The sequence below is a fragment of the Sorangium sp. So ce117 genome, from assembly GCF_051524395.1.
In the GTDB taxonomy this organism is placed as follows: Bacteria; Myxococcota_A; Polyangia; order Polyangiales; family Polyangiaceae; genus Sorangium; species Sorangium cellulosum_B.
The window spans coordinates 9,394,580-9,415,186 of the sequence record NZ_CP150309.1; the positions used below are offsets into that span (position 1 = coordinate 9,394,580).

Sequence of the window (20,607 nt, forward strand, 5' to 3'; positions counted from 1 at the left end):
CGTCGGATCCCTGGAGCCGCCCCTACGTGGCGCCCAGGAGCGCGGGCCCCGAGGAGCGCGCGGACAGCCGCCGCGCCTCCAGCTCCTCCGCGACGCCGTGGATGGCGGCCTCGACGCGCTCGAGCGTCTCCTCGCTCATCCGGCCGTGCAGGGGCAGGCAGACCTGGCCCGCGCAGAGCCGGTCCGTGTTCGGGAGGGCGACGCCCGTGGGGAAGCCGTCCAGCGCGTGCAGGGGCGGGTAGAAGTAGCGGCGCGCCTCGACGCCGCGCCGCGCGAAGGCCGCGATGACGTCGTCGATCGGGGCGTCGATCAACCCGACGCCGAGGTTCTGCCCGTTGGGGTTCACGCCCGGCGGGATGCGCTGGGTGCGGTACACCTGCGGGTGCCGGGACAGGGCCGCGCGCAGCCGCTCGAGGTACGTCCGCCTGCGGGCCAGCGCCTCCGGGAGCCGGCGGAGCGACGAGAGCGCCAGGGCGGCGCGCAGCTCGTCCAGCTTGGCGTTCATCCCCGGGACCGACGCCGAGAGCGGCTGCGCGAGCCCGTGGTTGCGCAGCCGGCGCATCGCCGCGCTGACCTCCCGGTCCGGGGAGACGACAACGCCGCCCTCCGCGGCCACGAGGACCTTGGTGGCGTGCAGCGAGTAGGTCGTCGCGGTGAGGAGCGCCTCGGCCTCGCGGCTCGCCGCCTCGGTGCCCATGCCGTGCGCGTTGTCGTAGATCACGGCCGCGCCCGCGCCGCGGGCCTCGCGCGCGATGGCGGCCAGATCGGGCGGGACGCCGAACACGTTGACCGGGAGGACCAGCGTCGCGCCGCGCTCCGCGAGCAGGCGGCGCAGGTGCCCCGGATCCAGCGTCCAGGTCTCCGGGTCGACGTCGCAGAAGACCGGCTCGAAGCCCGCGTGCACCGCGGCGTTGAGCGTCGCGATGAAGGTGAAGGCCGGGAGGATCGCCTTGCCCCGCCGCACCGCCGCGGCCTCGATGGCGAGGCTGATCGCGACGGCGCCGTTCGAGACGGCCACGGCCTCCTCGACCCCGAGGAACGCCGCGATCGCCCGCTCGAAGCCCTCGGCGAGCGGGCCGCCGTTGCTGAGCCGCCCCGAGCGCAGGACGTCGGCGATCTGCGCCGCGATCGCGTCCGGCTCGTCCACCTGCGGCGAGACCATGGGGATGAAGGGTCGCTGGTCGCTCATACTTGTCTCTCCGGACGAAGGCGCTGGTGGACGACGCGGCCGATGAACTCCGGGATGCCGAGCAGGTACCGCCGCCAGAGCCGCCGCGGCTCGACCGCCAGGCGGTAGAGCCACTGGACGTGGCTCCGGCGCACCCACTCGGGCGGGTACGCGACGGCGCCCGCCACCTGATCCAGCAGCCCCCCCATACACCAGGTGGCGCGCACCTGGAGCGCCCCGAGGTGCTGGCTCACCCAGAGCTCCTGCTTGGGCGGGCCGAGGCCGACGATGAGCAACGCGGCGCCCGACCCGTTGATCTCCCGGACCACCGCCGCCTCCTCCTCGGGGGCGAAGTACCCGTGGTGAACGCCGGCGATCCGGAGCCCCGGGCGCTCCGCGACCAGGCGGCGCGCCACCTCGTCGGCGATCCCGGGCGCGCCGCCGAGCAGGAAGACCGAGGCCCCACGCTCGGCGCAGAGGTCGACGATCCGGCCCAGCTCGACCGGGCCCACGTTGATCCGCTCCGGGCACGGCCCGCCCAGCAGGCGCGCCGCCCAGACCACCCCGATGCCGTCGGCGTACACGACGTCGGCCCGGGAAACGGAGGCGCGGTACGGCGACTCGCGCGCCGCCAGCGTGGCGCAGTACGCGTTGACGTAGGTGTAGTAGTCGGGCCTTTCGCGCTCCGCCTGCAAGGCCTCGTCCAGGCGGCGCAGCAGCTGCTCGAAGGAGAGCCGCGTGACGGGGACGCCGAGGACGTCGACCCGGGACGCGATCGAGGGCGGAGCGACGGTCATGCCTCTCCCCTCGCCGGCTCCACCTTGTCCTGCGCGCTGATGAACGCGCGGGGATCGCTGACCGGGGCGCGATCGAGGACGGGCCGCGCCTCGTCGGTGCCGAACATCGCGACGTAGTCGCCGTGAAACCCGTCGCAGATGTCGCGGAGCGCGCAGCGCTGGCACCCCGCGCCCTTCTGGTAGCCGTTGTGCTCGACGCGGTTCAGCGCGTCGTGGCGGTAGGCCGCGTCGCGATCCCCGCGGCGGCGGAGGAGCCGGTAGGACAGCCCTTCCAGCTTCCTCATCACAGGGCCGAGCCGCGGGTCCGTGTCGGCGCGGAGCATCCGGCCCCGGAGGTCGATCGCGTCCGCCAGGCGGAGGAGCGGCTGCCGGAGCCGGCCGAGGCGGGGCCGCGCGCCGAGCGGGACGGGCGGCGACACCGCGCCGGGCCGCATCCGCTGCGGGCCCTTGTTGGTCCAGGTCCAGCTCGCGAAATCCCACTCGTGCGGGTCGTACGAGAGCTGCTGGTAGTTGTACACCGACGGCCAGTGGCGCTCGGGGACGATGCAGTGGGGCAGGTACCGGACGTTCGCCTCCACGCCGGCCTGCGCGAGCACGTCCAGGGCCTCGTCGAGCGGGCCCCGCAGGTCGCCATAACGAGGCACGTTCTCCGCGGTGCGGGCGCCCTCCTTGCGCTGATCCGCGAACGGGTTGAAGGCGAGGAAGTTGACGGCGCGCGCCCCCAGCTCCACCGAGAGCCTCGCGATCGCCGGGAGCTGCGGCACCGCGAGCTTCGACATCACGCAGTTCACGCGGAACGGCACGTCGAGCGCGATGAGGTGGTTCAGCGCGCGCATCTGGCGCACGTGCGCGCCGCTCACGCCCACGGCCACGTCGTGCGCCTTCCCGAGCCCCTGGACGCTGACAAGGAAGTCGGCGACGCCGGAGTCCTTGAACTGCTGCGCCTTGTCCCGCTTGTCGAGCACCAGCGCGTTCGTGATGAGCGTCGGCGCGAGGCCGATCCCGGCGCAGTACCGGATGAGCGCATGGATGTCGCGCCAGATGGTCGGCTCGCCGCCCTGGATGTCGATCGCGTCGTTCCCGTAGAAATCGACGAGGGTCCGGCAGATCTCCTGCGCCTTCTCCAGCGACATGAACGGGTGCTCGGGGTGCTCCTTGTCCTCGATCCGGTCGAGGAAGTAGCAGAAGTGGCAGCGCAGGTTGCACGTCTGCCCGAGCCACAGCACGCCGCGGCGCGTGAGCTCCCGGGTCTGGCCGTGGGGCCGCGGCGCGGCGGCCGGGCGCGTCGCCGGCACCGCCAGGGCGCGGGCCCGCTCGAGCAGGATCTCCGGCGGCTCGATGTCCGCCGAGACCAGCGACTCCTTTCGCCTGAGCTGCACCAACGAAACGTTGCTATCCGTGCTGGTCTTCACGTGGTCCTCTCCTGGATTGGATCCTTCACGCGCGGCGCGGCGCCCTGCCGCTCCACGTGACCGCTGACGGGAAGTTGAACCGCACCGCGATCGGGGCGATAGGGGAGCGGCATGCGCGCGCGGCGACCTCCGGTCAGGGATCTCCTCCATCCATGACGTCGTCGGCGCTCCGCGAGGACGCCCCGCCGCCGGCGAGGCGAAGCGTCTCGGGCAGCATGGCGCTGAAGACCGCGAGCGATCTCGTCTCGCGCGGCGTCCGCATGCTCCTCGCCGTCGTCGCCGCGCGGCTCCTGGGGCCCGCGGGCTTCGGCGACTACAGCTACGCCTTCGCCGTGGGCTTCCTGCTCGGCGAGCTCGCGGACCTCGGCCTGCACCTGTTCATCGCGCGGGAGGTGGCCCGCGATCCCGGCGCTCCCATCGGCCCGCTCGTGCGCCTCAAGCTCGCCGTGACGGTGGCCGCCGGCGCCGCCGGCCTCGTGGTCGGCCTCCTCGCGGGCGCGGCCTCGCCACGCCGGACGCTCGTGTGGCTGCTGACGGCCGCCTGGCTGATGGCCTCGTTCGTCGAGATGCTCAACCAGGTGTTCCGCGGGCACCAGCGGATGGAGCGCGAGGTGCTGGTGGCGGTCACCATGGCGGTCACGTCCTTCGGGCTGGGGACGGGCGCGCTGCTCTCGGGGCTCGGCGCGCTCGGCCTGGCGTGGGGCCTCGTCGCGGGCCACCTGGTCGCCCTCGCGCTGGCCCTGGCCCTCGCCGCCCAGCTCCTCGATCGCCGGCAGTGGTCCAGCGAGGGCGCGGCGCTGCCGCAGGGCTTCCTCCGTGAGGCCGGGCCGCTCGCGGTGGTGATGGTCGCCAGCCCCCTCTACTTCCAGCTCGATCTCCTGATGCTGGGCTGGATGAGCACCCCCCACGCGGTCGGCGACATGAGCGCGGTCCAGCGCATGATCGGCGGCGCCATGATGCTGCCGGGCGTCGTGCGCGCGGCGGTCTTCCCCGCCTTCGTCGCCAGCCGCTCCGCGAGCGCCCGCAGGCGCCTCGCCACGCTCACCTTCGTCGGGCTCATGGCCGCGGGCGCGCTCATGAGCGCCGTTGTGTGGTGGATGGGCGGGCCGCTCGTCCGGCTCGTGTTCGGCCCCGACTACGCGAGCGCCGTGCTGCCGCTGCAGCTCCTGACCACGGCGCTCGTGTGGATGGTGCCGGAGCTCGCCATCGGCCCGATGCTCTTCGCCGCGGGCCAGCAGCGCCCGTACGCGGCCCTCTGGACGGTCACCGTGCTCCTCATCGCGGCCGGGGACCTGTGGGCGGTGCCCGCGCACGGCGCCGCCGGCGCGGCCGCGGTGAAGCTCGTCGTCACGCTCGGCCTGGTGGCCGGCGAGGTGATCGTCCTCTTTCGCGTCAGGGACCACCTCGGGGCCTCCTGAGCGGCCGGGGAGCGGTCCTTTCGCGGCGTCGTCGATCGCCCGGCGCACGGCGTCAGTAGCTCCCCACGCCGAAGAGCATGCGCAGCGGCGTGATCGCCATGATCTTCAGGTCGCCCCAGAAGCTGGCGTTGGTCAGGTAGTAGATGTCGAGGATGACGCTCTGGTCGAAGGTCACCTGGTTGCGCGCCACGACCTGCCACAGGCCGGTGATCCCGGGCCGGCCTTCGGTCCGGAGGCGGTGCCACGGCTTGAGCGCGTCGAACTCCGCCATCGGATAGGGCCTCGGCCCCACAAGGGCCATGTCGCCCGTGAGGACGTGGAGGAGCTGGGGGATCTCGTCGAGGCACAGCCAGCGCAGGACGCCGCCCAGCCGCGTGACGCGCGGATCCCTCGGGTCCTTGGGGATGACGACCCCGTCGTCGCGCACGAAGCCGGGGATCTCGCCGCGGATGACCGAGAGCCGCGCGGCGTCGCCCCTGTCCTCGCCGTCCCGGCGCTGCGTCCGCATCGTCCGGTACTTGAAGAACCGGAACGGCTTCCCGCGCAGCCCCGCGCGCGGGGCGATGTGGAACGGCCCGCCCGGGGACTCGAGGTGGATCAGCAGCGCGATCGTCAGCCACAGCGGCGCGCCCCCGAGCAGCACCGACAGGGCCACGAGCTTCTCGACGGCCCGGCTGGCCGCGGCGTCGAGGCCGCCCCGCTCGCCCGAGCCGAACCGGACCACCGGGAGCCCCTCCGCGGTCCGCTCGGACAGGCCGAGGCGCGCCGCGAGCCACTCGAGGTCCCGCGAGGCGATCGCGACGGCCTGCGCCCGCCCGCGCGCCCGCCGCAGCACCTCCCCCACCGCGTCGAGGCCCTCGACGACGACGGGGGCGCCCGGATCCAGCGGAGCAGGCGGCGCGGTTGCACCTTGAGGGAAGGACGTCGTTGCACAGGTCAAGAAAACCTCCTGGTGGTCTCCGGTCCGGCGTCGCGGCGGTTCCCCCGCCCTGCCGTCTCGCCTCAGCCCTCTCTCAGCTGCTCCCCGAACGCCCGGCGCGTCCGCCACCGCGCCCACGCCGGAAAGAGCTCTCCCACCACGCTGCGGAGGCGGAGCCGCAGCGGAGCGCCGCCCTGCGCCCGCGGCGCGCGCCAGAGCGCGGCCACGCTCTCGGCGACCCGCTCCACCGGGACGCCGCCGTCGTGCGGCCGGGCCACCGAGCCCCGGCGCCGCCGCTCGTCCTCGTGCAGGCCCGTGTCCACCCAGCCGGGGTGCACCTGGGAGACCCGGATCCCGCGGGGCGCGAGCTCGAGCTCGAGCGCGTCGCTCAGCCCGCGGACGGCGAACTTCGTGGCGCAGTAGACGCTCTTCATGGGCACGGCGCGGAACGAGACCTCCGAGCCGACGTTGATGATGTGGCCTCCGCCGTCCCCCATCGCCTGCGCCGCGTGCCGGCATCCGAGGATGACGCCGAGGAGGTTGGTGCGGACGATCGCCTCGACCTCTTCGAGCGCCATCTCGTCGAGGCGCCCGTAGCCCTCCCGGGCGGCGTTGTTGACGACGACGTCGATCCTGCCGAGGAACGCGCGCGCCGCGCCGAAGAAGGCGCGCAGGGAGGCGTCGTCGCCGACGTCCACCGCGCCCGTGCCGAGCCGGCGGCCGGCGCCCTCGGGCGCGGCGCTCTGCTGCAACGCGAGGAGCGCGCGCTCGTCCCGCGCGCCGGCGAACACCCGGTGCCCCTCCGCGAGCGCGCGCGCGACGATGGCCCGCCCGATCCCGCGCGAGCCGCCGAGCACGACGATGGCGAGCGTCCGCTCAGGCACGCGCGACCCGCGCCAGCAGATCGCGCCCCAGGCTGCGCGCGAGGAGCTGCTCGCTGCTCACGAGGTGCTGCTGGTTGAGCCACGGCGCCGCGCAGGCGAAGCAGCCGTGATCGCGCAGGTGCTCCCACGCGGCCCGGACGCCGACCTCGAGCACGCTTTTGGCGGGGAAGTCCGCGAGCCGCTGGTTGCACGGATACATGCGGCCGTCGCCGTCGATGAAGGCGTAGTACCGGCCCGCGCTGCACGGCAGGTACTCGAAATGCTCCCGCCGCTCCTCCCGGGTGACGCGATCCCCCTCGTGGTGTTTCCACCAGCGCGCCATGTTCTCCCAGACGCGCTCGCGGAAGACCATCGGCGCCCCCCGGCGCTTGTGATCGAGCAGCGCGTCCGCCAGGGCCTGCCGCTCGCCCGCGTCGAGGGAGTTGTCGCCGTGCATGCGCAGCTGCCGATCGGACTGCGGGGCGTAGGTCATGACGACCTCGAGCCGCGCGCCGAAGCGGCCCGCCAGCTCGAGGAGCCAGGGCACCTGGTCCTTGTTCCGGCGGTTCAGCACCGCCTTCACGATGCGCGGAATGCCCCGCGCCTGGCACGCCTCGAGCGCCGTCATGGTCACGGCGAAGGTCCCCTGACCGCGGTTCAGATCGTTAATCGGCTCCGGACCGTCGACGCTCACGACGATCGAGCTCAGGCTGGCGAGCTCATCCACGCGCTCCTTGACGCGGAATCCGCTGGTGACCATTCCCACCGAGATCCCTCGGCTCACCGCCCGCTCGACGATGCGGCCGATGGATTTATGCAGCATCGGCTCACCGCCCGTGAGCGTCAGGACCGCCGTCCCCAGCGCCGCCGCCTCGTCCACGATCGCGAACAGCTGCTCGACCTTGAGCTGTCCGATGTCGTCGTGCCGGTGGTGGTAGTCGCCGTAGCAGTACTCGCAGCTCAGATGACATCGATTGGTAACACACACATCCACCCAGATTGGACGCGCTTCGCGGGCGAGCTTTGCGCGGACGAGCGAGCCCAGGTAACGAGGTGAGCGGTGCACGCGCTGCATGATAAGGAACTCGCCTCCAGATGTCATCCGGTCTTTGTAATATCTATTTCCTATGGTAAGGAGATTTCGACCAATCACGGCGCCACGGCCCAGAGCTTTACCGAACAGCGCGTCAAGGAGGTATTTTTCCGATGAGTGCGAGCAAGCGAATCCTGGTCACGGGTGGGGCTGGTTTCCTCGGGTCGCACCTCTGCGCGCGGCTCCTGGCCGACGGGCACCACGTGATCTGCGTCGACAGCATGGTGACGGGGCGTGACGAGAACCTCGGGCCGCTGCTGAAGAACCCGCGGTTCGAGCTGCACCGCTGCGACGTGAGCGAGCCGCTCCGCTTCGAGGTCGACCAGATCTACAACATGGCCTGCGCGGCGTCGCCCGTGAAGTACCGGGCTGATCCGGTGCACACGCTCAACACGAACGTGTTCGGCGCGATCAACGTCCTCCGCCTGGCGCAGGAGCTGGGGGCCCGGGTCCTGCAGGCCTCCACCTCCGAGGTCTATGGCGACGCGCTCGTCCACCCTCAGCACGAGGACTACTGGGGGAACGTCAACCCGATCGGGCCTCGGGCCTGTTACGACGAGAGCAAGCGGGTCGCGGAGACGTACTTCTGGGAGTACCGCCAGACCCGCAACGTCGATACCGTCATCGTGCGCATTTTCAATACCTACGGCCCGAACATGGACCGGAACGACGGCCGGGTCATCGCCAACTTCGTCGTGAAGGCGCTGCGCGGCGAGGCGCTGGAGCTGTACGGCGGAGGCCACCGCACGCGCTCGTTCTGCTTCGTCAGCGACCTCATCGAGGGGCTGGTTCGCGTGATGAACGCCAAGGACCTGACCGGGCCGGTCAACCTCGGGAATCCGGCCGAGACGAGGATGCAGGACCTCGCCGAGCTCATCATCCGCAAGACCGGCGGGCGCGCGAAGCTGACGATGACCGATGCCCTCATCGACGATCCCCATCGGCGCAGGCCCGACATCTCCCGGGCCACCGAGCTGCTCGGCTGGCGTCCTCTGGTGGACCTCGACTCGGGCCTCGATCGGACGATCGACTGGTTTCGCCCGCGCGTTTGACGCCTGGTGGTGCTGGCGCGTCCCCTCGAATTTTCCGGAGGGAAAGTTCACAGGGAGGCGGGGAGGCGGGGAGATGAGAAGGGGATTAAAATCCCATCAATCTCCCCGTCTCCCCGTTCAATTTTCCGCTTGACTGCCAACGGATTGAGGGAATCTGTCAGCCAGCGATGAGCAGAGTCGCCCTGCCGGGACGGGCGCTCAGCCGCCCTTCGACGGGAGGCGGCCGGAGGTGGCCATGACGCGCCCGCCGCGGCCGGCGCTGACGTCTGCCAGGATGCGATCGCGCTGCGCCCGGATCCGCTCTCCGAGCACGCGGTGGATCGCAGCCCTGAGGGCCATCCCTCCGAGCCCGCGCGTGACCGCGAAAGGCCCCGGCGCGGATCTCAGCCGGTCCAGGAGGATCCTTGGCGCCGACTGCGCCGAGAGCAGGCGGGCGCCGTCGCGCCGGTAGAGCTCCGGGTAGCTCGAGCGGAGCTGCTCTCTCGCGGCGGCATTGCGCGCCAGCGCGCGGACCACGTCGGCCATGCTGTCCACCTCGAAGTGGATGGGCGCCTCGGGGACAACGACCAGCGCGTCGCCGGCGACGAGCGCCGTGAGCCACGAGTCCTCGGTCACGAGGTCGACGGGCAGCCGAGGGAGCGCCCCGGCAGCCAGGAGCCCACGATCGGCCATCACCGCGCCCAGCCGATCGCGATCGATGGCATAGAGGCGACCGGAGATGTAGTCCTGACCGAGGCTGGTCGTCAGCAGGCGGAGGACGGTGCCGAGCGGCGGCGGCGGCGTCCCGCGCGGCTGCTCGAAGGCCGCGGCGACGGCGGCGTGCGGAGAGCGCTCCAGGGCGCGCAGCAGGGCCGAGATGGATCCCTCGGCGGGGCGCACGTCCGCGTCCGTGAACACGAGGCGACGGTTGCGCGCCCGGGCCACGAGGGCGTTCCATGCGTTGTTCTTTCCGAGCTCGCTCTCGATGACGGCGAGCCGCGGCTCCCGCCCCCGGAACGCCTCGACGACACGCTCGGTGCCGTCCGTGCACCCGTTGAGACAGACGAGGATCTCGTCCACCTCGGGGCCGAGCCGCGACAGCTCGGTGAGGGTCGCCTCGATGGTGCGGACTTCGTTGTACGCCGGCAGGCAGATGCTGGCAGCCATCGACTCCGACGCATACCACCACGCCGGCTCGGGTGTCACGCGGCGCGCGCCGCGCGGGATGGCCACCCAGGAACGGACGATGCCGGCGATGCCGACGATGCCGGCGACGCTGACACCCCCGCATCCATTGCACGAATTTTATGCTTGGGTAAGGCTCCTGATTATGTTAGCGTCGAAACAACCCCGCGTGACCACAAAGTCCGCCGGAGGTTCGCGCCGTCGCGCTGGTTTCGCGCCTGACGTCATCGTGATCCTTGGGTGTGCCGGTCCAGGTGCGGCGCTGAAGGAGAGCTTATGCACAGGCTTTTTGCGTTCGGGCTCGCTGGCACGGTGCTTCTGGGAGCCTCGCCGCCGGCGCATGCGAAGCGGCCGGTCCTCGCCGAGGGGTCGCCCATGCACGGCACCAATGGGATGAATGTGGGGCCGGATGGTCGGCTGTACGTCGCGAGCTTCCTTGGCAATGAGATCGCCATCGTGAACCGCAAGAGCGGCGTCATCGTGGATCGGCTCGACGCGTCGGACGGGATCGATGGCCCGGACGACCTCACGTTCGGCCCGGATGGCTCGCTCTACTGGACCTCGCTCATCCCTGGCAATGTCGTGCGGCACGCGCCGTCCGGGGAGATCACCCAGCAGTTCGTCGCGCCGGGCGTCAACCCCATCACGTTCTCCGATACGGGGCGGCTCTTCGTGGCGCTCGACTTCTTCGGTGACGGGCTCTACGAGGTCGATCCGGAGCTGTCGGCTCCGCCGCGCCACATCGCGAGCAACCTCGGCTTCCTGAACGGCATGGACTGGGGGCCCGACGGCAGGTTGTACGGGCCGATCTGGACGCAAGGCAGGGTGATCAGTATCGATGTCGACTCCTGCACCGGCGCGGTCGACCCGGAGGTGGAGTGCGATCTCCAGACGGTCGCGGACGGCTTCTTCATCCCCGCGGCCGCCAAGTTCGACGGGCTCGGTCGGCTCCACGTGGTCGATCAGAACGGCGAGGTGGTGCGGATCGACATCGAGACGGGCGAGAAGGAGGTCATCGCGGAGCTCACGCCGGGGCTCGACAACCTCGCCTTCGACCCGCAGGGCAATCTCTACGTGTCGAGCGCCAGCGACGGCTTCATCGTCCGGATCAGGCCGAACGGCCAGGAGCGCACGATCATGCCGGGCGGCATGATCATGCCCGGCGGCGTGGCCGTGACGACCGAAGGATGCGCCGAGTCGGTCTATGTGGCCGATCTGTCGTCGCTGCGGAAGTTCGATGGAGACACGGGCGCTCCGCTGGGCGTCGAGCGGTCGTTCCTCGGCCAATCGGAGTTTCACGCGCCTGCCACGGTGTCGGCGGACGGCTCGAATTTGATCTTGACAGCGTGGTTCAGCAGCGTGGTTCAAACCTACGACCCGGCGACGGCGACGGTCCTCGAGACGTACAGCAACTTCGTCTCGCCGCTCAACGCGGTCCGGTTCCAGGGAGATCTCGTGGTGGCCGAGCTCGGCGCGGGCCCTGGCGCGGCGCGCGTCGCCCGCCAGACGGCCGGCGGCCCCGTGACGCTCGCGCCGATGACCGTGCCCTCGGGCCTCGCGGTCTCGGGAGGCGACCTCTGGGCCGCCGACTGGGCCACGGGCCAGATCCTCCATGTGGCGGGGGGGGGCGTGACGCTCTCTCCGCCGCTCGTGGTGGCCGACGGCCTGGATCAGCCGGAAGGGATGGCGGTCGATCTGGACGGCACCCTGCTCGTCGTGGAGGTCGGGAAGCGCCGCCTGCTGCGCGTCGACCCGTCGACGGGGGACACGTGGGTCGTGAAGAAGCACCTCAAGGTGGGGCTCGAGGCGGTCACGGGGACGGTGCCGACCTATGCGTTGAGCAGCGTCGCCGTGGGCCCGTCAGGGACGATCTATGTCTCTGGCGACAAGGACAACGTGCTCTATCGATTCTGACCCAATCGCGACGAGGCGGCGCTGTTCTCGCTCGTCCTCGCCCCTGAATCCAGACGTGAGGCGCGCGACCTGCGGCTCTGGCCAGGAGCAGCGGGCGATCGATAGAGGAAGAGCCTCGTTTCGAGTAAGCTCGCGGGCTGCATGCCTGCCCCGACGCTGACACGAAGAGACCTCAACCGGGCCACGCTCGCGCGGCAGATGCTGCTCGCGCGGGAGCAGACCTCGGCCGTCCACGGGATCGAGCGGCTGATCGCGCTCCAGGCCCAGCTGGCGCGGCCGCCGTTCATCGGGCTGTGGTCCCGGCTCGCGGCGTTCCGGCGCGAGCAGCTCGTCCAGCTCGTCGTGCGCCGCGAGGTCGTCCGGGCGCCGTTCCTGCGCGGCACGCTGCACCTCGTGAGCGCAAGGGACTATCTGGATCTTCACCCGGTCATCGCGCCGGTGCTCCACGCCGGGATGCGGTCGGTCCTCCGCGAGCGCGCGGACACCCTCGACGTCGCTCGGCTGGTCGCCGAGGCGCGCGCGTACTTCGACGCGGAGCCGCGGACCATGGACGAGCTGCGCGATCACCTGGCCGAGCTCTACGCCGACGGCGACGTGCGGGCCATGGCCCTCGCGGTTCGCATGCACCTGCCCGTCGTCCAGGTGCCCGGCGAGACCCCGTGGGGATACCCGGGAACGGCGGACTTCGCCCCGGCGGCGTCCTGGCTCGGCAAACCGCTCCGCGACGGCGGCGCGCCGCAGGCGCTCGTGCTCCGTTACCTCGCGTCGTTCGGCCCGGCGACAGCGGCCGACGTGCAGACGTGGTCCGGCCTGACCCGCGTCAAGGAGGTGCTTCACGCCTTGCGAGAGCAGCTCTGCGTATTCCGCGACGAGCGAGGCCGGGAGCTCTTCGATCTGCCCGACGCGCCGCGGCCGCCCGCGGACACCGCCGCGCCGGCCCGGTTTCTACCCGATTACGACAACCTCCTGCTCGCGCACGACGACCGCACGCGGGTCATCGCGGACGAGCATCGCCCGCGGATCGTCCTGTCCGCCAACCTGCGCATCCTGCCGACGTTCCTCGTGGACGGCTTCGTGGCCGGCACATGGACGATCGAGCGGAAGAAGGCCACCGCCGCGCTCGTGCTCGAGCCGTTCGAGGCGCTTGGCAAGGCGGCGCGCGAGCAGCTCGCCGAGGAAGGGGAGGCGCTCCTCCGATTCATGGAGGAGGACGCCGGCACGTTCGAGGTGCGCTTCGGGAAGGCGGGGTCCGCGAAGGCGCCGGCGGCACGGGCGAAGGCGAAAGGCGGGGGAGCCGCGAAGGCGCCGGCGGCGCGGGCGAAGGCCGGGAGATGAGGTCGCCAGCAGACGAATCCCTCACGTTATTGGCATTTACGAGAAATTGAACAGTGAGGCGGGGAGACAGGGAGATCCGGAGGTCTCGCGCTGGATGCACGTCATTGCCGCCCGCAGGGCATCCATCGCTTCGTCATCGTGCACGTGAGGAGTGAAGCAGCAAACGGTGCGTTCGACCTACGGCGCCAGCTTCACGAGGAAAGCGTCTTCCGTGCCGTCCGCGGCGAGCGCTCCCCCGCCGAGGTCGACCTCCCCCACCGTGCTGCCAGCGACGAACACGTGACCCGCGCTGTCCGCGGCGACCGACAAGCCCCGCTGGACGTCGGGACCAGAGAGCTGAGCGACCGACAGCAGGTCGCCCGCGCCGCTCAACGTGGCCGTGAAGGCATCGTAGTCGCTCTCGCTCCCGGTGGAGAAGGGGCTCCCGGCGAAGTCGCCCGACCCATAGAAGCTGCCGCCGAGCAGCAAATTCGCCCCGTCGCTCGCGATGCTCGATACCCACACATGCAGCCCGAGACCTTTGCTCCAGAGGTGGTTGCCGAGCGGATCGAGCTTCGCCAGGAAGGACTCGTTGGCCTCTGGCAAGCTCGACAGCGGCCCGCCGCCGAGATCCAGGGTCGACCCGAACTTGCCCATCACGAAGAGGTTGTCGTCCGCGTCCACCGCGACGGCCCGGCCGGACTGCCACGCGTCGTCGCCGAAGTTCTTGCTCCACAGGTGATTGCCGAGCGCGTCGTACTTCGCGATCAAGACGTCGTCCGAGCGCCGCGTGGCCTTCGACAGCGGCCCACCGCCGAAATCGGCGGTCCCCCGCAGCGCGCCCACCACGATCACGTTGCCGGCCCCGTCAGCGGCCGCGCTCCACGGACGCATGTAGTCCGTCCCCACGAAGCCCCTGCTCCAGAGGTGCTCGCCGCCCGGAGAGAGCTTCACGAGGAACGCATAGCGGCCGACCGTGTTCGTAGGAGGGACGCGGCCGCCGCCGAAATCGATGCCCGAGTCGGAGCTGCCGGACAGGAAGATGTTCCCCGCGCCGTCGACCGCCAGCGCATCGAGCGACCTGACGCCGCCGGTGCTCAAGCGCTTGCTCCAGAGGTGGGCGCCGGACGGGTCGTATTTCGCCATGGCGACCGTCGGGATGCCGCGGCCGACCGGCCCGCCGCCGAGGTCGATGTCGAGCGTTCCCTCGGCGCCCACGAGGACGACGATGTTGCCAGCGCTGTCCACGACCATGCGCCGGATCGGGTTTGGCGAGAGCGGCGGGCCGACGTCGAAGGCCCGGCTCCATAGATGCTCGCCGGCCGGAGAGAGCTTTCCCAGGAAGATCGCGGGCCCCCCCGGCGCGAGCTCTCCGCCGCCGAGATCCACGGCGCCGCCGAGCGCGCCCAGGAAGACCGCGTTGCCGTCGCCGTCGGCTGCCACCTCCAGGATGGAGTGCTGTACGCCGTCGTCCTGCCTCCCTTCGCCGAGGTGGCACTGCCGCGCATCGCCGCCGGTCGATGGCGCGAACTCCACCACGAAGCCGTCATCCCAGCCGGGGGCGCAGCCGAGGAAGTTGTAGTCGCGGCACTCGATGAGATCGCCTGGCTGGAACTGGCCGTCGTAGCGGCCCGCGAGCATCCCCCGCGGACCTTGTCCGGTGACCTTCCAGGCGAGCCCCGCTGCGCGCTGGTCCTGGGCGTCGCCCGCGCGGCGGCTCCAGAGAGGCGCGCCGCTCTCGTTGAGCGCGGCGTAGAAGAGGTCGTCGCCGCCGGCGCTCGTGAGCGGCCCCGCGCCGAGAGCGATCTGGCCCTGGAACTCGCCCGCGAGCAGGGTCACGTCCCCCTCCGCAGCAGCGATGGCCTTGCCGCGCTGATCGGCCTCGTCTCCGAAGCGCGCGCTGTGGAGGTGGTCCCCGGTCACGCTCAGCCAGGCCACGAAGACGTCGCGGCCGCCCGCGCTCACCAGCGGCCCCCCGCCGAAATCCGCCTGTCCCTCCAGGTCGCCTGTCAGCAGCACCTCGCCCGTCTCGCGCGCGTCGAGGTCCCCGACATGCTGGTCCTGAGCGTCGCCGAAGCGCTCGCTCCAGAGGTGCTCGCCGTGGGCATCGAACCTGGCCACGAACACGTCATCGCCGCCCGCGCTCACGAGCGGGCCGCCCCCGAACTCCGCCTGTCCCTGGAGATCGCCGGCCACGATGACGTCGTCCGCGCTGTCCACCGCGATCGCCTCGCCGCGCTGGTCCGCGGCGTCGCCGAACCGCTGGCTCCAGACGGCATTGCCGTCAGGATCGAGCTTGGCGACGAACGCGTCGTCGCCTCCGGCGCTCACGAGGGGGCCGCTGCCGAGGTCCACAGTCCCCTGGAACCGGCCGGTAATGAGGATATTTCCTTCGCTGTCCGCCGCGACCGCCTCGCCGCGCTGATCTGCGGCGTCGCCGAAGCGCCGGCTCCAGACGTGCTGTCCGCCGGCGTCGAGCTTGACGACGAAGATATCGTCGCCGCCGGCGCTCGTGAGCGGGGCGCCGCCGACATCCACGGTTCCCTGGAACACGCCGACCACGACGACGTTCCGGGCGGCGTCTACGGTGACGGCGCGCGCCCGCTGTCCGCCGGGGCCGCCGAGCCGCCGGGACCAGAGGGGGATGTACGCCCAGTGGGGATCTTCGCTGTCGCGCACGAGCTTCATCACGAAGGCATCATCGCCGCCGGCGCTGTACATCGAGCGCCAGCCGTTGCGATCCATGGCTCCCGCGAAGTGGCCGGTGACGATCATGCCGCCGTCCGGATCGATGGCGACGTCGGCGGCGACCTGCGCGTGGGCGCCGCCGAAGCGCTTGCTCCAGACATGGCCTCCTGTTCCGTCAGCGCCTCCGGTGCCGCCGGCGCCGCCTGTTCCCCCGACACCGCCTGTTCCGGCAGCGCCTCCGGTGCCCCCGACACCGTCCGTTCCGCCAGCGCCTCCGGTGCCCCCGACACCGTCCGTTCCGCCAGCGCCTCCGGTGCCCCCGACACCGTTCGTTCCGCCAGCGCCGCCGGTGCCGGCAGTGCCGCCTGTTCCCCCGACACCGTCCGTTCCGCCCGCACCGCCGGCGCCGCCCGTGCCCCCGACTCCACCGGTGCCGCCCGTACCCCCGGCTCCGCCGCCGCCCGTGCCCCCGGCTCCGCCGTCTCCGCCCGTGCCCCCGGCTCCGCCGCCGCCCGTGCCTCCGGCTCCACCGGTGCCGCCCGTACCCCCGGCTCCGCCGCCGCCCGTGCCCCCGGCTCCGCCGTCTCCGCCCACTCCCCCTGCGCTCGCCTCGCTGGTAGCCGGAGATGATCCCGCTCCGCTGCTGGAGCCCTCCTGCTCACCGACGTCGCAGGCCAGCGCGGGCACGGTGATGGCCAGCAGGACAGCTGTCCTTGTCAGCCCTCGCGCCCCGCGGACCGATCGCCACCGCCCTCGCGACTCATCCTTCGCGCACATGCATCCTCCACCCGGCTCGCTATGTTGCGCCAGCTCGACAGGACATTCACGAGAAAGCTGGATCCCGTCCGGGTTCACCCGCGTGCGGAAGGAGAAAAGAACACCTACACCGAAACACTTTGCAAGTAACCTTGCCAAACAAACGGTGCTGGAACGCTCTGACTCGCTGTCGCCGGCGCTTCTCGGGTATGGTCCGTGTCCGAGGGATCGCACCGATGCGCAAGAATTTGATTTCGATTGGGTTGCTCAGCTGCCTGCTCTGGTCCTGCACCTCGTCCACGTCAGCTCCGGACGATGCGGCAACGAGCACGACCACCAGCAGCACCGCGAGCACGGCTCAAACGAGCGGAACATCGGCGAGCGCCGGGGGCGGCGCGGGCGGCAGCAACGCGGGAGGCAGCGGCAGCACGTCGGCCGGTGGGGGTGAGACGAACGAGGGTGGAGGCGGCGGCACGGACAGCGCTACGTCCGGAGGCACGGGCGGCGCGGGGACAGGCGGCGCGGACACGGGCACGGGCGGCATGCCCGATGAAGGCCCCAAGAACCTCGCGGAGAAGTACGCGAGCCTCTTCCCGATCGGGGCAGCGGTGGATTCGCAGTCGTACATGACGCACGCCGCGCTGCTGAAGACGCACTTCAACAGCATCACCGCCGAGAACGAGATGAAGTTCGAGTCGCTCCAGAGGAACGAGAACAGCTTCACCTACGACGCGGCGGATCGCATCGTGAGCTTCGCGGTCACGAACAAGATGAAGGTCCGCGGGCACGCCCTCGTCTGGCACAGCCAGAACCCGGCATGGCTGTTCTCGAACGGCTCGGGCGGCACGGTGTCGAGGCAGACCTTGCTGACACGCATGAAAAACCACATCAGCAACGTCGTGCGCCACTTCCGGGGCAAGGTCTACGCGTGGGACGTCGTGAACGAGGCCATGATGGAGGACGGCTCGTACCGCACGGGCAACCTGGCAGATGGCCAGAAGAGCCGCTGGCACGAGATCCTCGGCGAGAGCTACATCGCGGAGGCCTTCAAGGCCGCGCACGAGGCCGATCCGGACGCCAAGCTGTTCTACAACGACTTCTACAACTACATCCCCGCGAAGCAGCAGGGCATCTACAACATGCTCAAGGGCCTGCTCGATCAGGGCGTGCCGGTCCACGGCGTCGGGCTGCAGGCCCACCTCAACATCGAGCCTTCCGCGGTGACCACGAACCAGGCGTATCACCAGAACGTGGCCAACATGGAGGAGGCGATCAAGCTCTATTCGTCGCTCGGCCTGGATGTGCAGGTCACGGAGCTCGACATCTCGCTGTACATCCCCGGGGTGACGTACAACCAGAGCACGTTCTACACGACCGCGACCTTCACCGACGCGCTGAAGGCCAAGCAGGCCGCGCGCTACCGGGAGTTCTTCGAGCTGTTCCGGAAGTACAAGTCCGTGATCACGGGCGTCACCTTCTGGGGCATCGCGGACGACAACACCTGGCTGTCGGAGTTCAGCTCGGGGCGCAAGGACTTCCCCCTGCTCTTCGATCTCAACCACAACCCCAAGCCCGCCTACGACGCCGTGGTACGCTTCTGAGGGGTCATGACAGCCAGACGAGCCGGCGTGGCCCGGCTCGCGCTCGCGCTCGCCGAAGCGCGCCCGCACAGCGGGCGATGACCTGAGCCTCCGGCCTCCCACGGGCGTGGCCGTTTCCGGCCACCCCATGGCCACTCATGGCCATTGTGCACGTGATTCCCGTGCTTTATCCCTCTGCCATGAGCTCCGAACGCGCGCCATCCTCCACGGCGTGGGCCGTGGGCAAGGCCCTCTGCATCCTGGCGGCCGTCGCTTACGGCCTGTTGACCGGGCTGATCGATATCCTCGATCCGCATCACCTCCGGAACCCTGACTGGCCCGGACACGCGAGGTTCCACCTGCTCTGGCAGATCAGCGCCGGCGCCCTCGGCGCGCTCGCTTCCATCTACCTCTTCTGGACGGCCACGCCGCGCACCGTGGAGCGTGTCCGGACAGGCGCCTTCCTGGGCGCCCTCCAACTCGGCGGATTCATCCTGGCCGCCGTCTTCACGAGCGCCGCCGGCGCCGAGTTCGACGCCGGTGGCCGGGTCCTGCTCGGCTTCCTCCCGCCGAACATGCTGCACCTGGGCACCTCCGCCGCCCTGCTCTTCGCCGGCGTCTCCCTGTGTCACAAGAGAGGGGCTGCCACATGAGCCATCGCACTATCTCTGCTCCTGTCCTCATCATCGGCGCTGGCCCCTCGGGGATGGTGAGCGCGCTGTGCCTCGCCAGGCGCGGCGTCGACTGTGTGCTCATCGAGCGCCGGCCGGGCCTGGAGAATCACCCCAAGGCCCACGAGCTCTCGGCGCGCTCGATCGAGATCCTCCACGAGCTGGGGCTCGGCCATGGCGAGCTGTCCGCGGAGGCGTCGCCGGAGGAGGACGCCGCCAAGATCCTGTTCTGCGGCACGATCGGCGAGGAGTTCGGCTGCATCGATCTGCGAGCCAACGGCGTCGGGCGCAAGTACCGAGAGCACCTCGAGGCGCCCATGCCTTACCTCAACCTCTCGCAGGTCGAGCTGGAGAAGCTCCTCCGCGAGCGCGTCTCGGCGTCGCCGCGCATCCAGGCGCTCCATCACCATCAGTGGGAGTCCTTCGAGCAGGACGCGGAGGGCGTCACGAGCCGGATCACGGACCGGACGACGGGCGAGACCTTCTCGGTCCGGAGCCAGTACGTCATCTGCTCCGACGGCGCCGGGAGCCGGAGCCGCAAGGCCCTCGGGATCGAGATGAAGGGCCCGGACAAGCTGCTCGACGTCGTCAACGCCTATTTTCAGGCGGATCTGCGCCACGTGGTCCGCACCCGGGGCAAGCTCTACTTCATCTTCTCCCCCAAGGCGCCGGGCAGCGTGTTCATCGCCCACCACATCGAGAAGCGCTGGGTCTTTCACCTCCCCGTGGCGACGCCGCACGAGAAGATCGAGGAGTACACGCCCGAGGTGATGCAGAAGAAGATCAAGGCGGCGCTCGGGCGGGACGACATCGATATCGAGATCACCTCGATGAGCCACTGGCGCATGACAGCGCAGGTGGCGGAGCGCTTCCGCAGCGGGCGCGTCTTCCTGGTCGGCGACGCTGCCCATCGCTTCCCGCCCACGGGCGGGCTCGGCATGAACTCCGGCATCGGCGACGCGCACAACCTGGCCTGGAAGCTCGCCATGGTGATCGAGCGGCGGGCCGCGCCCGGCCTGCTCGACAGCTACGAGGCCGAGCGCCGCCCGGTCATCGAGACGAACTGCGACGAGAGCCGGCTCAACTTCGAGAGGATGAGCGAGGTCGCGGAGGCCTTCGGGATCGAGGTCGAGGAAGCGCAGTGGGTCAACGAGAAGCTGGCGAGCTCCACGATGCGCGCGCTGCCTGCCCCGCTCCGCGCCTGGACCGAGCGGCAGGTCCAGCACTACGGCGAGAGCATCCTCTCGCGGTACCATCGCGATCCCTCGGTGCGAGAGCGCGTCCTCGCGGCCATCGCGCAGCAAAGGTCGCATTTCGACAGGATAGGGCTCGACCTCGGCTACACGTACGAAGAGGGCGCGCTCCTCGGCGACGGCACGAGGCCGCCGGAGGTCGACGATCGGGTGTCCTCGTACCTCCCGTCGACGCGGCCGGGCGCGCGATTCCCGCATTTCTGGCTGGATGGCAACAGGAGACAGCGCGGCAGCCGCTCCATGATCGACTACGGCGCGTCGATCCTGCTGCTCGGCGCGGCCGTCGAGGCGCTGCCCGCGGACATCGAGGCGCTGGAGACTGTCGAGGCGCGCCACGGCGTCCGGCTGTTCAGGCTCGGCGCGGCCGACATCCCTGCCTGTCACCAGGCCGCGGTGCACGCGCTCTCACAGATCGAGCAGGACGGCGCGCTCCTGATCCGGCCGGACGGGCATGTCGCGTGGCGCCAGCAGCGCGGCGTGACGCTCTCCGTGGAGCTGATCGCGTCGATCGTGGAGCAAGTCTACGGGGTGTAGCCGCCCGGTCA

Annotated in this window: 15 protein-coding genes; 7 read left to right on the forward strand and 8 right to left on the reverse strand. The window is 70.7% G+C overall.

Translation table 11 applies throughout. From position 1 onward, the window contains the following. Window positions 1–22: 22 nt before the first annotated feature. The 3 genes from WMF46_RS35250 to WMF46_RS35260 are packed head-to-tail and all read right to left on the reverse strand — an operon-like array spanning window position 23 to window position 3,344. The gene (locus WMF46_RS35250; protein WP_437981213.1) at window positions 23–1,189 is read right to left on the reverse strand and encodes a DegT/DnrJ/EryC1/StrS family aminotransferase; all 1,167 of its coding nucleotides are present in this window, start codon (window positions 1,187–1,189) and stop codon (window positions 23–25) included. Beyond that, complete coding sequence (locus WMF46_RS35255) at window positions 1,186–1,965, reverse strand: WecB/TagA/CpsF family glycosyltransferase (RefSeq protein ID WP_437981214.1); 780 nt, start codon at window positions 1,963–1,965, stop codon at window positions 1,186–1,188. Before WMF46_RS35255 ends, WMF46_RS35250 begins: the two co-directional genes overlap by 4 nt. Further along, window positions 1,962–3,344 (reverse strand): radical SAM protein, encoded by a 1,383-nt coding sequence (locus tag WMF46_RS35260; protein WP_437981215.1) that lies wholly within the window; start codon window positions 3,342–3,344, stop codon window positions 1,962–1,964. Before WMF46_RS35260 ends, WMF46_RS35255 begins: the two co-directional genes overlap by 4 nt. Window positions 3,345–3,529: 185 nt before the next feature. On the opposite strand from WMF46_RS35260, the gene WMF46_RS35265 reads away from it, so the two are divergent. Then, window positions 3,530–4,795, forward strand: coding sequence for an oligosaccharide flippase family protein (locus WMF46_RS35265; protein WP_437981216.1), 1,266 nt, complete (start codon window positions 3,530–3,532; stop codon window positions 4,793–4,795). A 52-nt stretch (window positions 4,796–4,847) separates the two neighbouring features. On the opposite strand, the gene WMF46_RS35270 is transcribed toward WMF46_RS35265, so the two are convergent. The 3 genes from WMF46_RS35270 to WMF46_RS35280 all read right to left on the reverse strand — a co-directional run bounded on the left by WMF46_RS35270 (window position 4,848) and on the right by WMF46_RS35280 (window position 7,679). Further along, on the reverse strand, window positions 4,848–5,735 hold the full coding sequence (locus tag WMF46_RS35270) for a sugar transferase (protein WP_437981217.1): 888 nt from the start codon (window positions 5,733–5,735) through the stop codon (window positions 4,848–4,850). Window positions 5,736–5,797: 62 nt separating this feature from the next. After that, entirely contained in the window at window positions 5,798–6,598 is an 801-nt protein-coding gene (locus tag WMF46_RS35275) for an SDR family NAD(P)-dependent oxidoreductase (RefSeq protein ID WP_437981218.1), read from the reverse strand. After that, a complete protein-coding gene (locus WMF46_RS35280) occupies window positions 6,591–7,679 on the reverse strand; it encodes a radical SAM protein (protein ID WP_437981219.1) in 1,089 nt (362 codons plus the stop codon). The genes WMF46_RS35275 and WMF46_RS35280 overlap by 8 nt, the downstream gene beginning before the upstream one ends. Before the next feature lie 104 nt (window positions 7,680–7,783). Here WMF46_RS35280 and WMF46_RS35285 point away from each other — a divergent pair, with 104 nt between their 5' ends. Further along, window positions 7,784–8,722, forward strand: coding sequence for a UDP-glucuronic acid decarboxylase family protein (locus WMF46_RS35285; protein WP_437544270.1), 939 nt, complete (start codon window positions 7,784–7,786; stop codon window positions 8,720–8,722). A 198-nt stretch (window positions 8,723–8,920) separates the two neighbouring features. Here the strand turns inward: WMF46_RS35285 and WMF46_RS35290 are convergent, their stop codons facing one another. Continuing rightward, a complete protein-coding gene (locus WMF46_RS35290; RefSeq protein WP_437903893.1) occupies window positions 8,921–9,868 on the reverse strand; it encodes a glycosyltransferase family 2 protein in 948 nt (315 codons plus the stop codon). A 294-nt stretch (window positions 9,869–10,162) separates the two neighbouring features. On the opposite strand from WMF46_RS35290, the gene WMF46_RS35295 reads away from it, so the two are divergent. Further along, window positions 10,163–11,800, forward strand: coding sequence for a hypothetical protein (locus WMF46_RS35295; RefSeq protein ID WP_437981220.1), 1,638 nt, complete (start codon window positions 10,163–10,165; stop codon window positions 11,798–11,800). Window positions 11,801–11,941: 141 nt separating this feature from the next. Next, window positions 11,942–13,135 carry a winged helix DNA-binding domain-containing protein gene (locus WMF46_RS35300; protein WP_437981221.1) on the forward strand — a complete coding sequence of 398 codons (1,194 nt, stop codon included), beginning with the start codon at window positions 11,942–11,944 and terminating at the stop codon, window positions 13,133–13,135. Window positions 13,136–13,312: 177 nt separating this feature from the next. Here WMF46_RS35300 and WMF46_RS35305 read toward each other — a convergent pair whose 3' ends face one another. Further along, on the reverse strand, window positions 13,313–16,579 hold the full coding sequence (locus WMF46_RS35305; RefSeq protein ID WP_437981222.1) for a hypothetical protein: 3,267 nt from the start codon (window positions 16,577–16,579) through the stop codon (window positions 13,313–13,315). Window positions 16,580–16,794: 215 nt separating this feature from the next. On the opposite strand from WMF46_RS35305, the gene WMF46_RS35310 reads away from it, so the two are divergent. The 3 genes from WMF46_RS35310 (at window position 16,795) to WMF46_RS35320 (ending at window position 20,596) form a co-directional block, all read left to right on the forward strand. Continuing rightward, window positions 16,795–18,159: an endo-1,4-beta-xylanase gene (locus tag WMF46_RS35310; protein ID WP_437981223.1), complete on the forward strand. Its 1,365-nt coding sequence runs from the start codon at window positions 16,795–16,797 to the stop codon at window positions 18,157–18,159. Between the two features lie 179 nt (window positions 18,160–18,338). After that, entirely contained in the window at window positions 18,339–18,791 is a 453-nt protein-coding gene (locus tag WMF46_RS35315) for a hypothetical protein (protein ID WP_437981224.1), read from the forward strand. Next, window positions 18,788–20,596, forward strand: a complete 1,809-nt coding sequence (locus WMF46_RS35320; RefSeq protein ID WP_437981225.1) for an FAD-dependent monooxygenase — start codon at window positions 18,788–18,790, stop codon at window positions 20,594–20,596. The genes WMF46_RS35315 and WMF46_RS35320 overlap by 4 nt, the downstream gene beginning before the upstream one ends. Window positions 20,597–20,607: the final 11 nt, after the last annotated feature.

Excerpts from the sequence above, each read along its gene's own strand:
- WMF46_RS35250 (WP_437981213.1), bottom strand. The coding sequence starts at position 1,189 with ATGAGCGACCAGCGACCCTTCATCCCCATGGTCTCGCCGCAGGTGGAC.
- WMF46_RS35255 (WP_437981214.1), bottom strand. The coding sequence starts at position 1,965 with ATGACCGTCGCTCCGCCCTCGATCGCGTCCCGGGTCGACGTCCTCGGC.
- WMF46_RS35265 (WP_437981216.1), top strand. The coding sequence starts at position 3,530 with ATGACGTCGTCGGCGCTCCGCGAGGACGCCCCGCCGCCGGCGAGGCGA.
- WMF46_RS35280 (WP_437981219.1), bottom strand. The coding sequence starts at position 7,679 with ATGACATCTGGAGGCGAGTTCCTTATCATGCAGCGCGTGCACCGCTCA.
- WMF46_RS35285 (WP_437544270.1), top strand. The coding sequence starts at position 7,784 with ATGAGTGCGAGCAAGCGAATCCTGGTCACGGGTGGGGCTGGTTTCCTC.
- WMF46_RS35290 (WP_437903893.1), bottom strand. The coding sequence starts at position 9,868 with ATGGCTGCCAGCATCTGCCTGCCGGCGTACAACGAAGTCCGCACCATC.
- WMF46_RS35295 (WP_437981220.1), top strand. The coding sequence starts at position 10,163 with ATGCACAGGCTTTTTGCGTTCGGGCTCGCTGGCACGGTGCTTCTGGGA.
- WMF46_RS35300 (WP_437981221.1), top strand. The coding sequence starts at position 11,942 with ATGCCTGCCCCGACGCTGACACGAAGAGACCTCAACCGGGCCACGCTC.
- WMF46_RS35305 (WP_437981222.1), bottom strand. The coding sequence starts at position 16,579 with ATGTGCGCGAAGGATGAGTCGCGAGGGCGGTGGCGATCGGTCCGCGGG.
- WMF46_RS35310 (WP_437981223.1), top strand. The coding sequence starts at position 16,795 with ATGCGCAAGAATTTGATTTCGATTGGGTTGCTCAGCTGCCTGCTCTGG.
- WMF46_RS35315 (WP_437981224.1), top strand. The coding sequence starts at position 18,339 with ATGAGCTCCGAACGCGCGCCATCCTCCACGGCGTGGGCCGTGGGCAAG.
- WMF46_RS35320 (WP_437981225.1), top strand. The coding sequence starts at position 18,788 with ATGAGCCATCGCACTATCTCTGCTCCTGTCCTCATCATCGGCGCTGGC.